Annotated in this window: 8 protein-coding genes; 4 read left to right on the top strand and 4 right to left on the bottom strand. The window is 61.7% G+C overall.

All coding sequences use genetic code 11. From position 1 onward, the window contains the following. Positions 1-172: 172 nt before the first annotated feature. The 4 genes from UB23_RS03235 to edd form a co-directional block, all read right to left on the bottom strand. Complete coding sequence (locus UB23_RS03235; RefSeq protein WP_045057900.1) at positions 173-1,642, bottom strand: ATP-binding protein; 1,470 nt, start codon at positions 1,640-1,642, stop codon at positions 173-175. After that, entirely contained in the window at positions 1,632-2,363 is a 732-nt protein-coding gene (locus UB23_RS03230) for a response regulator (RefSeq protein ID WP_045057899.1), read from the bottom strand. Before UB23_RS03230 ends, UB23_RS03235 begins: the two co-directional genes overlap by 11 nt. A 175-nt stretch (positions 2,364-2,538) precedes the next feature. After that, positions 2,539-3,489: a glucokinase gene (locus tag UB23_RS03225; protein WP_045057898.1), complete on the bottom strand. Its 951-nt coding sequence runs from the start codon at positions 3,487-3,489 to the stop codon at positions 2,539-2,541. Next, positions 3,486-5,312 carry a phosphogluconate dehydratase gene (gene edd, locus UB23_RS03220; protein ID WP_045057897.1) on the bottom strand — a complete coding sequence of 609 codons (1,827 nt, stop codon included), beginning with the start codon at positions 5,310-5,312 and terminating at the stop codon, positions 3,486-3,488. Before edd ends, UB23_RS03225 begins: the two co-directional genes overlap by 4 nt. A 220-nt stretch (positions 5,313-5,532) precedes the next feature. Here edd and gap point away from each other — a divergent pair, with 220 nt between their 5' ends. The 4 genes from gap to UB23_RS03200 form a co-directional block, all read left to right on the top strand. Beyond that, positions 5,533-6,534 carry a type I glyceraldehyde-3-phosphate dehydrogenase gene (gene gap, locus UB23_RS03215; protein ID WP_045057896.1) on the top strand — a complete coding sequence of 334 codons (1,002 nt, stop codon included), beginning with the start codon at positions 5,533-5,535 and terminating at the stop codon, positions 6,532-6,534. A gap of 175 nt (positions 6,535-6,709) precedes the next feature. Continuing rightward, complete coding sequence (locus UB23_RS03210; protein WP_045057895.1) at positions 6,710-7,228, top strand: RNA polymerase sigma factor; 519 nt, start codon at positions 6,710-6,712, stop codon at positions 7,226-7,228. Between the two features lie 82 nt (positions 7,229-7,310). Then, positions 7,311-8,276: a FecR family protein gene (locus UB23_RS03205; RefSeq protein WP_045057894.1), complete on the top strand. Its 966-nt coding sequence runs from the start codon at positions 7,311-7,313 to the stop codon at positions 8,274-8,276. A gap of 122 nt (positions 8,277-8,398) precedes the next feature. Further along, positions 8,399-10,961 (top strand): TonB-dependent receptor (locus UB23_RS03200; protein ID WP_152644232.1); only part of this gene is annotated, 2,563 nt, incomplete at its 3' end.

Below are 10,961 nucleotides of genomic sequence, written 5' to 3'. Positions count from 1 at the left end.
AACGAAGGGGGTGGGTTATGTCACTACTTTGTGACATTTGATCTGGGTATGGGTTGGATCGACTGACGCCTTCGCGGGCAAGCCCGCTCCCACAGGGTTACGCACACAATTTGAGAATGCAGGTAATCCTGTGGGAGCGGGCTCGCCCGCGAAGAACGATTACGCGGTGTACCTAATCAACACTACGCGGCAACTGTAACGTCACCCGCAACCCACCTTCACGCAGGTTCTGCAGGCTGACTTCGCCGCCATGACTGTGGGCGATATTGCGCGCAATGCCCAACCCCAACCCATACCCCTGCTGCTGCCCGGCCAGCCGGAAGTGCGGTTCGAACACCTGCTCCAAACGCTGCTCCGGCACACCCGGGCCTTCATCATCGACATGCAGGATGAACGCGCTTTCATCGTCATCGATATGCAAGTGCGCGTTCTGCCCGTACTTCAAGGCATTGTCGATCAGGTTGCCAATGCACCGCTTCAGTGCCAGCGGCTTGCCAGGGTAGGCCGCCAGCGCCCGGCCCTGCTGGGTGACGCGACCGTTGCCGTTGGGCGCCAGGTACGGCTCCACCAGGCAATCGAGCACGTGATTGAGGTCCACCGCCTCGATGTTCTCGTGGATGTCGGTGTCTTTCACGCATTGCAGCGCACCTTTGACCAGCAATTCCAGCTCATCCAGATCGCGGCCGAACTTGGCTTGCAACTGTTCGTCCTCGAGCAATTCCACGCGCAGGCGCAACCGGGTAATCGGCGTGCGCAGGTCGTGGGAAATGGCACTGAACAACTGGCTGCGCTCGGTCAGGTAGCGGCTGATGCGTTCACGCATGGCGTTGAAAGCGCGGCCCACTTCGACCACTTCACTGCCACCGCCTTCAGCCACTGGCTCTACCTCGGCGCCCAGGGACATGTCTCGCGCGGCTCGCGCCAGGCGCTTGAGCGGCCGGCTTTGCCAGTGCACCAGCAAGCCGATGAACAACAGCAAAAAGCCACTGGTGAGCACGATGAACCACACTTGCTGCGCAGGCAGGCCCTGCTCTTCCAGGCTGGTGTAAGGCTCGGGCAGGAGCGAGGCGATGTACAACCATTCGCCGGGCGCCATCTGGATCTGCGTGACCAGCACCGGTGGATTCACCGGCTCCAGGGTCAGCGCGTAATGCGCCCAGGAGCGTGGCAACTCGTCGAGTTTCAGGCCGCCGTTGAAAATTCGCAGGTCCTCGGGGCTGACGAAGGTCACGGAGATGTCCGCGTCCTGTCCCAAGGACTGGCGCAACACTTCGTCCACCGCCTTGAGCACCGCCGCTTTACGCGGGGTGATCGGCAGCACTTCCATGCCCAGGGGTTTGTCGTTGAGCGTCACGACAAAACGGGTGCCGCCCATGCTGCGCAACTGGTCAAGGACCAGCGGCCTGAAGGCGACGGGCAGGGATCGAAAGTAACTGACGCTGGCGGTCATTGAGTGCGCGAGGCTGCGGGCACTGGTGACCAGGCCTTCGAGCTGGGTAGCACGCAGCTGCGACACCCAGATCACGCTCGACAACGCCTGCGCAAACAACACCGCCAACAGTGTCAGCAGCAACATCCGCCCCAGCAGCGAACGCGGCACCGGCACCCTGGCCGCCAGTTTGCGCAGGAACTCAGTGACCATTGCTGGCAACCACATTGGCTGCCAGCTGATAGCCGCTGCCGCGCACGGTGCGGATCAGCCGTGGCGGTTTTTCCGTGTCGCGCAGGCGTTGGCGCAGGCGGCTGACCGCCATGTCGACGATACGATCCAGGGGCATCAGGTCGCGGCCACGGGTGGCGTTGCCGATGGTGTCGCGGTCGAGGATTTCCTGGGGGTGATCGAGAAACAGTTTGAGCAAGGCGAAATCGGCGCCGGAGAGAATGACTTCCTCGCCGTCGGTGTGGAACAGCCGGTGGCTGACCATGTCCAGGCGCCAGTCATCGAAGGCCAGCACCTCACCGCCGGAGCGTTCCTGAGCAAATTGTGCGCGCCGCAGCAGCGCCTTGATCCGCGCCTGCAGTTCCCGGGGACTGAAGGGTTTGCCGAGGTAATCGTCGGCACCGAGCTCCAGGCCGATGACGCGGTCAGCTTCATCGGAGCTGGCGGTGAGCATGATGATGGGCACCTGGGCCTGCCGCGGATGCTGGCGAATCCAGCGGCACAGGCTGAAGCCGTCTTCATCGGGCAGCATCACGTCGAGGATCACCAGGTCGCTCGGCGCCTCGTTCATGGCCTGCCGGAAGCCGGCGCCGTCCGGTGTGGTACGCACCTGGAAACCCGCGCGGGTCAGGTAGGTATCCAGCAACTCGCGTATTTCCTGATCGTCATCGACCAACAAAATCGACTTGTTGACTGAGCTCACGGGGCGGCGTCCTTGTTGTTTGAGTTGGGCGGATTATGCCTGATGAACCTCAGAAATTTATTGCCTGTTCGGACCCCATCGCGGGCAAGCCCGCTCCCACAAGGTCATGCGCACATTTTCAGATGCAGGTAATCCTGTGGGAGCGTGGCTTGCCCGCGATGGAGGCAACGCGGTTTCAGGCCTGGTCCAGCGCCACACCCGCACCCATCAGCCCGGAATACGGCGCCGTCACCAGCCACACCGGGATGCCCTTGAAGTAATCGCTCATGCACCCCTTGTCGGCAAAACACCGGGCAAACCCGCTTTCAATGAAGAAATCGGCAAAGCGCGGAATCACCCCGCCGACGATGTACACGCCGCCCCGTGCGCCAGTGGTGAGCACGTTGTTGCCCGCCACACGGCCGAGCCAGCAGCAGAATTGCTCCAGCACTTCCAGCGCAATCGGGTCGCCGGCCAGGCCGGCGGCTGTGATCGACTCCGGGGTATCGAGCACCGCTTCGTGCCCGTCCACCGCACAAATTGCCCGGTACACCCGCGGCAAGCCACCGCCACTCAACGCCGTCTCGGCGCTGACATGCCCGATCTCATTAAAAATATGCTGCCACAGCTGGGTTTCCCGCAGGCTGCTCAGGGGCAGATCGACGTGACCGCCCTCCCCGGGCAAGGCGGCAAAACGCCCGGCGCCCAGGTCAAGCAAGGTGCCGACTCCCAGGCCGGTGCCCGGACCGATGACCACCGCCGGGCGCAACGGCTCCGGCGTGCCTGGGCACACCACACGAAACTCGTCCGGCTGCAAACGGGTCATGCCCAGCGCCATGGCTGAGAAATCATTGACCAGCAGCAGCTCATCCACCTGCAGGATCTGGCAGAACGCCTTGCGACTGAGTCGCCAGTGATTGTTGGTGAACTTGAATTCGTCGCCGCTCACCGGGCCAGCCACCGACAGGCACACCGAGCCGATGGAGCCCGGCGCCAGGTCGAGCCCGCTCAGGTAGAGGGCAATGGCCTCCTCCGGACTGGCGTGATCGGCCGTCGCCAGCACCTGGATGGCTTCCAGTTGCTGGTCTTTCCACAACGCAAACCGTGCGTTGGTGCCACCGATGTCACCGACCAAAGCCAGTTTCAATTAAGCGTCTCCAGGGCAGAAGTGAAGGCGCTGGCGCCCTGCTCCGCCGAGCTGAAGGCCATGCGCATGAAACCAAACAGTTCGCGACCGCTGCCGATGTTATTGCCCAACAGGCCCTTGGCAGGTTCGCGCGCTGCAAATTCGTCGGCGTCCACCTTAAGCTCCAGGGTGCCTTTGACGCCATCGACGCGGATGATATCGCCCTCTTGCACCCGGGCCAAAGCGCCGCCGACATAAGCTTCAGGGCTGACGTGAATGGCCGCCGGGATTTTCCCCGAGGCGCCGGACATGCGCCCGTCGGTCACCAGCGCCACTTTGAAGCCACGGTCCTGCAACACGCCAAGGAACGGCGTCATCTTGTGCAGTTCCGGCATGCCGTTGGAACGCGGGCCCTGGAAGCGCATCACGGCAACGAAATCCTTCTCCAGCAGACCGGCCTTGAACGCATCGGCCAGGTCCTGCTGGTCCTGGAACACCATCGCTGGCGCCTCGACTATCTGGTTCTCCAACGCCACTGCCGAGACTTTCATCACGCCGCGCCCGAGGTTGCCTTCCATCACGCGCAGGCCGCCCTCGGGGGAAAACGCCCGGGCCACCGGACGCAGGATGCTCTCGTCGAGACTGTCGGTCGGGCCTTCGCGCCACACCAGCTCGCCGTTATCCAGGAAAGGCTCCAGGGTGTAGCGGCTCAGGCCATGACCCAGCACGGTGTTGACGTTTTCATGGAGCAACCCGGCCGCCAACAGTTCGCGGATCAGGAACGACATGCCGCCCGCCGCCTGGAAGTGGTTGATATCGGCTTTGCCGTTGGGGTACACGTGGCTCAGGGTTGGCACCACCTCGGAGAGGTCGGCCATGTCCTGCCAGGTCAGCTGGATACCGGCCGCCATCGCGATCGCTGGCATGTGCAGGGTGTGGTTGGTCGAGCCGCCGGTGGCATGCAGCGCCACGATCGAGTTGACCAGCGAACGCTCGTCGACGATTTCGCCGATGGGCATGAAGTCGCCATTCTGCTTGGTCAGGCGGGTCACCTGATGTGCCGCTTCGCGGGTCAAGGCTTCGCGCAACGGCGTATTCGGGTTGACGAAGGAAGCACCCGGCAAGTGCAGGCCCATCACTTCCATCAACAACTGGTTGGTGTTGGCGGTGCCGTAGAAGGTGCACGTACCCGGGCTGTGGTAGGACTTCATTTCCGATTCCAGCAGCTCTTCGCGGCTGGCCTTGCCTTCGGCATAGCGCTGGCGCACATCGGCTTTCTGCTTGTTGGAAATACCCGAGACCATCGGCCCGCCGGGGACAAAGATGGTCGGCAGATGACCGAAGCGCAGCGCCCCCATCATCAGGCCCGGCACGATCTTGTCGCAGATGCCCAGCATCAATGCGCCGTCGAACATGTTGTGGGACAGGGCCACGGCGGTCGATAGCGCGATCACTTCGCGGCTCGGCAGGCTCAGTTCCATGCCGGGCTCGCCCTGGGTCACGCCATCGCACATGGCCGGGGTGCCGCCGGCGAACTGGCCGACCGACCCGATCTCGCGCAGCGCCTTCTTGATCTGTTCAGGGAAGACTTCGTACGGCTGATGCGCCGAGAGCATGTCGTTATATGACGAAACAATTGCGATGTTGGCGGAGTTCATCATCCGCAGGCTGTGCTTGTCTTCAGTGCCGCAACCCGCCACGCCATGGGCGAAGTTGGCGCACTGCAGCTTGCCGCGCATCGGACCGTCGCTGGCAGCACCGCGAATGAGCGCAAGGTAAGCCTCGCGGGTTGCGCGGCTGCGGGCGATAAGCCGTTCGGTGACCTCAAGGACGCGGGGATGCATGTTTAGAACTCCAGGCTAACGGATGTGGCGACCTGATTGTCTATGCTGAACAAGCACCGCTGTGATTGGGATGACAGACGGTTTTCTTGATCGGTCGGACCAGTTGATTCAGGTCACTCGTTGTAGATTGAACAAAATATTGCCACTAAAAAGGCTTGTTTTCTATTTTTATGCGAATAATCTTGTAATTCCAACAACAAAACGACGGCGGCCCAGTTAAATGACTCTTCGAATTGCAATAAATGGTTTTGGCCGTATCGGCCGCAACGTCCTGCGCGCACTGTATACCCAAGGTTATCGCCAGGACCTGCAGATCGTTGCCATCAATGACCTGGGCGACAGTTCGATCAACGCTCATCTGCTCAAATACGACACCGTTCACGGCACGTTCGACGCCGATGTGCAGCACGATCAGGAAAGCCTGACCGTCAACGGCGACCGCATTGCCGTCAGCGCGATTCGCAATCCGGCAGAACTGCCTTGGGCTGCGGAAAAAATCGACGTGGTGTTCGAATGCACCGGGCTGTTCACCGACCGGGCCAAGGCCGCCGCGCATATTACTGCCGGTGCGCGCAAAGTCATCATCTCGGCCCCGGCCAAAGGCGCCGACGCCACCGTGGTGTATGGCGTCAACCACGACATTCTGCGCCAGTCGCACCAGATCATTTCCAACGCTTCGTGCACCACCAACTGCCTGGCCCCCGTTGCGCAAGTGCTGCACCGCGAGCTCGGTATCGAAAGTGGCCTGATGACCACCATTCACGCCTACACCAACGACCAGAACCTGACCGACGTCTACCACACCGACCCGTACCGCGCCCGCTCGGCGACCCAGAACATGATCCCGAGCAAAACCGGGGCGGCTGAAGCGGTCGGGCTGGTGTTGCCGGAACTGGCGGGCAAGCTGACGGGTATGGCGGTACGGGTGCCGGTGATCAATGTGTCGCTGGTCGACCTGACCGTGCAATTGAAACGCGAAGCCTCGGCTGATGAAGTGAACGCGCTGCTCAAGGAAGCCAGCCAGCATTCGAAGATCCTCGGCTATAACACCTTGCCGCTGGTCTCCAGTGACTTCAATCACAACCCGCTGTCGTCGATCTTTGACGCCAACCACACCAAATCCAGCGGCAAGCTGCTGAAGGTGCTGGCCTGGTACGACAACGAATGGGGCTTCTCCAACCGCATGCTGGATAACTGCCTGGCGCTGTGTAACGCCGAGTAAATCGGCCACTCACCACGAATTCCCGTAGGAGCTGCCGCAGGCTGCGATCTTTTGACAGCAAAATCAAAAGATCGCAGCCTGCGGCAGCTCCTACGCAGATTTTCACGATTAAGCGCTTGACCATGACAGTAGATGATAAGCATTATCATTCGCTCGAAATGGATCAGGTCCTCCCGTGAGTCAATCGCGCTTCAATCATGTCTTCATCGCCCAGCGGATTTCCCTGCTGCGCACGCTGGAGCGGATGGTCAACAATCACAGCACCGCCGAAGACCTCCTGCAGGAAACCTACCTGCGAGTGACGCGTGCGCTCAGTGAACGGGCCATCGATCACCTTGAACCCTTTGTGTTCCAGACTGCCCGCAACCTCGCGCTTGACCACCTGCGCGCGCGGCGCGTCCAGTCGCGCACCCTGGTCGATGACGTGCCACCGGAGGTGGTCGAAAGTGTCGCCGCGCCGGTCAGCAGCGCCGAGGATGCCGCCCATGCCGAACAATTGCTGGAGCGCCTGAACGTGAGTCTCAATCAACTCAGCTCGCGCCAACAGCAGATCTTCATCCTCAGTCGCCTGCACGGCCACAGTTACCTGGAAATTGCCGAGCAACTGGACGTCTCGATGAGCACCGTGCAAAAGGAACTGAAGCTGATCATGGCGATCTGCATCGGGGTCGCTGAACGCCTGAACGGCGACTGAATTCGCGAGGCTTTGCTACCCTTGCGTCTTTTCACGCTCCACTAAAAAAACAGCAGTGCACAGACACTGCCGAGGAAAACCCGTGACGCACACCCGCCGCTCGCCTCCGCCCTCCCCGGCGCAGGACCGCGCCAACGCGATGGACCAGGCCCTGGACTGGCTCATCGTGCTGGGCAGTCCGAGCGAGGACCAGTCTCAGGCATTTCAGGCCTGGCTCGCCGCCGACCCGTTGAATGCCCAGGCGTTTGCCGAGGCGCAGGCGATATGGGATGGCCCGCAAGTGATGCTGAGCGCGCAGACACTGGCGGCCCGGCCGCCAAAGGTAACGGTGCTGTCGCGCCTGCGTCCGCACTGGAAACCCCTGGCAACCGCCGCCGTGCTGATCCTCGGCCTGTTCAGCTTCAGCAATCTGCCCATACGCCTGCAGGCCGATCACCTGACCGTCGTCGGGGAACGCCAGCGCCTGCAACTGGAGGACGGTTCAAAAGTCCTGCTCAATACCAACTCGGCGTTTTCCAGCACCATCAATGATCGGCAGCGCATTGCCCGCCTGTATCAGGGTGAAGCGTTTTTTGAAGTGGCGGGCAATCGTGGCCAGGCGCTGGAAATCGATGCCGGCCCGGTGAAGGCCAGCGTGCGCGATACCGCCTTTGCCGTGCGTTATCTGGACGGCGTGGCGCAGGTTCAGGTGCAGCGCGGGGATGTCGACCTGCGCGCCACGCGCGACGATGCAAGGGTGCGCCTTTCGGCCGGGGAAAGTATTCGCATCGGCCCCAACGGTTTTGACCGCCCGGCCAAACTCGACGCCGCCACCGAACTGGCATGGGTCCAGGGCCGCCTGGTGTTCGAGAATTGCCCGATGAGCCAGGTGCTGGCGGAACTGCGTCGCTATTACCCTGGCTGGATCATCAACAACAACGAGCAATTGGCGGACATCAACGTGACCGGCAATTATCGCCTCGACCAGCCGCTGGACGTGGTGCGCTCGCTGGCCCACATCACTTCGGCGCAACTCAGGGAATTCCCGGCGCTGGTGATTTTGAACTAAATGAGAATTATTTTTACTCGATAGCTGAAGCTCTTTCGTCTCGTTATAGCCAATGCAATTGATTCGCATCCACAAATGCCAATCAGCACCTATAAAGATTCGTGCGACACGGAGCGCTATCGATGTCCTCTCGCCTTACCCGCCAGTCCTCTACCCCTTCGCGCGTGCTGTCGCTGCTGACCGCCGCCATTCTGATGGCCGGCAGCGCGCCATTGCTGGCCGCCACCGCAGACGGCCAACAGACCCGCAACATCGGTGACTACGCTTTCGCCATTCCCCAGCAATCCCTGGTGTCGGCGCTGAATGCGTTTACCGCTGTGACGGGCTGGCAGGTCGGGTTTTCCGCCGAGCTGGCGCAGGGGGTGGCCTCGCCCGGCGTGCGCGGCTCCCTGCGGCCGGAAACCGCCCTCGATCGCCTGTTGGTGGGGACCAACCTGAGCTATCGCAAACTGGGCAACAACAACATCGTCCTGGCGTTGCGCAACAACACCGGCGCGCTGAACCTGCAGCAGGTGACCATCAGCGCGACCCGCCAGGAACAGGACGTGAGCAGCGTACCGAGCACGGTCACGGTGCACACCCGTGAAGAACTCGACCGCAACAACATCAACTCCATCAAGGACCTGGTGCGCTACGAGCCAGGCGTATCCGTAGGTGGCACAGGACAGCGCTCCGGCATCACCGGCTACAACATCCGCGGCATCGATGGCGACCGGGTGCTGACCCAGGTCGACGGTGTACAAGTGCCCGACGGTTTCTTTAACGGCCCCTACGCCCAGACCAATCGCAACTACGTCGACCCGGAAATCGTCAAGCGCGTGGAGATCCTCCGCGGCCCGGCCTCGGTGCTGTATGGCAGCAACGCCATCGGTGGCGCAGTCAGCTACTACACCCTCGACCCGGACGACATCATCAAACCCGGCCAGGATGTCGGCGCTCGCCTGAAGACCGGCTACAGCTCGGCCGACGAGAGCTGGCTGACCTCCGGCACCGTCGCCGGGCGCGCTGGCGACTTTGATGGCTTGCTGCACCTGAGCCAGCGCAACGGGCATGAAACCGAGTCCTATGGCGAGACCGGCGGCACCGGGCTCAATCGCACCGAAGCCAACCCGGAAGACGTGCGTACTACCAACATCCTCGCCAAGCTGGGCTGGGACTATGCCGAGGACGGGCGATTCGGCCTGACTTACGAGCACTATAAGGACGACCGTGACACCAACCAGCTGAGTGCGGTGGGCGGACCGTTCAACGCGGGGCGCGGTTTTGGTTTTTATAAAGCGCGCAGTGGCAACGAAACCATTACCCGCGAGCGCTTTGGCCTTGAGCACCGCTTCGGCCTCGACAGCGCGCTGGCGGACAACATCAAGTGGACCCTGAACTACCAGATCGCCAAGACCGATCAGAGCACCCAGGAAATCTACGCGCCGTCGCGCACCGTGCTGCGTAATCGCAACACCACCTACAAGGATCGCCAGTGGGTGTTCGATGCCCAGGCCGACAAGGCATTTGCCGTCGCCGCAACCGATCACCTCGTCACCTACGGCACCACCCTCAAGCAGGACAAGGTCACCGGCCTGCGCACCGGTGACGGCACCTGTCTGAGCGTGGCCGGCGCCTGCCGGGTGATCGGAGCGCCGAGCGCCGCCGACACCCTGACCCCGGCCAGCGATTTCCCGGACCCGACCATCAACACCTACAGCCTGTTTGCCCAGGATCAGATCAGCTGGAACAACTGGACCTTCGTACCCGGCCTGCGCTACGACTACACCCAGCTCAAGCCGCAGCTGACCGAGCGATTCCTGGCCACCGCCGATCAGAGCGGCAATGGCGAGGTGAATGACAGCACCAAGACCTGGCATCGCCTGTCGCCGAAGTTTGGCACCACTTACCAGTTCAACGACCACTACACCTGGTACGGCCAGTACGCCGAAGGCTTCCGCACACCGAGTGCCAAGGCCCTGTACGGCCGCTTCGAAAATACCTCCGGCGGTTATCAGGTCGCGCCCAATCCCAACCTCGAACCGGAAAAGAGCAAGAGCTACGAAACCGGCCTGCGTGGCCAGTTTGAAGCCGGCAACTTCGAGGTCGCGGTGTTCCATAACAAGTACCGCGACTTCATCAACGAGAACGCCATTACCCCGGGTTACGACGAACTCACCTTCCAGAGCAACAACATCAAGCATGCCACCATCAAGGGAGTGGAACTCAAGGGTCGCCTGAACCTGGACACATTCGGCGCGCCCGATGGCCTCTACACCCAGGGTTCGTTGTCTTACCTGTACGGTCGCAACGATGACAGCGGCGAACCGCTGAACAGCATCAACCCGCTGACCGGCGTATTCGGCCTCGGTTATGACCAGGACAAATACGGCGCACTGCTCAGCTGGACCCTGGTCAAACGCAAGGACCGGGTCGACAGCACCAACTTCAATACGCCTGATGGCACCAGCACCCAGTTCAAGACCCCGGGTTATGGCGTGCTCGACCTCGCCGGTTTCTACAAGGTGACCGACGATGTCACCGTCAACGCCGGCCTGTACAACCTGACCAACAAGAAGTACTGGCAGTGGGATGACGTGCGCGGCTACGACAGCGTGGGCGAAGCCTCCGTGACCCAGCCTGCCAACCTCGACCGCCTGACCCAGCCGGGGCGCAACTTCTCGGTCCTGTCTCTTATACACATCT

Origin of the sequence: Pseudomonas sp. ES3-33 (assembly GCF_000952175.1) — a bacterium.
Lineage (GTDB): Bacteria > Pseudomonadota > Gammaproteobacteria > Pseudomonadales > Pseudomonadaceae > Aquipseudomonas > Aquipseudomonas gregormendelii.
The sequence above is the reverse complement of the archived record's forward strand: the minus strand, read 5'-3'. Positions and strand labels throughout refer to the sequence as shown.